A 678-nucleotide genomic window follows, 5' to 3' on the forward strand; every position below is an offset into this window, starting at 1 on the left:
AAGCTCTTGGTCCTTATCTGGTTTGTCTAGCTGTTTCAAGTGATAGTAGTAGGTCGAACGAGCTAGTTTAATGGCTTTTAGAAGAATATCTAACGAAAACTCAGTGATTAATTCTTGAACAATTTTTGTCTTTCTTCTTTCTCTTTTTTCTCCTTCAATCGGAGTTCTCTCAACTTTTTTAGGATGGCATTCTCCGCTCTCAGGTACTCATTTTCTGCTTGAAGACGTTCTAATTCTGTCCTCTCTTCAGGTCTCTTTTTTGGCTTACGTCCCATTTTAGGTACTCTCCCTCTTGTTTTCTCAACAATAGTATACCCGTTTTTCCTGTATTGTGCTAGCCAGTTAAGAAGTATCGTACGACTTGGGAGGCCGTATTCAAGAGAAACTCTATCTTTAGTCCAGCCTTCATGTAAAACTTTATTAATCATTTCTTGTTTTAAATCAGGAGAATAGTAACGATTTTTTCCTTTTTTGACGAACTCTATTCCGTAACGATCAATCAATTTAATCATATACCTAAGATTAGAATTATTTATCCCAAATTTATTTGAAAGCTTCTCTAAGCTATAGCCTTGTTTTCTAAGTTCATAGATCTGAACTTTATCATCATAAGTTAATTTCATAATAAAAACACCCCAAAAGTTAGATTTTTATGTCTAACTTTTGGGGTGCAGTTCA

The 678-nt window shown here is 34.5% G+C and carries 1 pseudogene; it reads right to left on the reverse strand.

Annotated features, from left to right (window positions below):
- A pseudogene (locus tag QM887_RS09915) lies at positions 1–623 on the reverse strand (IS3 family transposase); the annotation flags it as partial.
- Positions 624–678 lie beyond the last annotated feature (55 nt).

This window comes from Streptococcus infantis, assembly GCF_047460875.1.
Taxonomy (GTDB): Bacteria; Bacillota; Bacilli; order Lactobacillales; family Streptococcaceae; genus Streptococcus; species Streptococcus infantis_AA.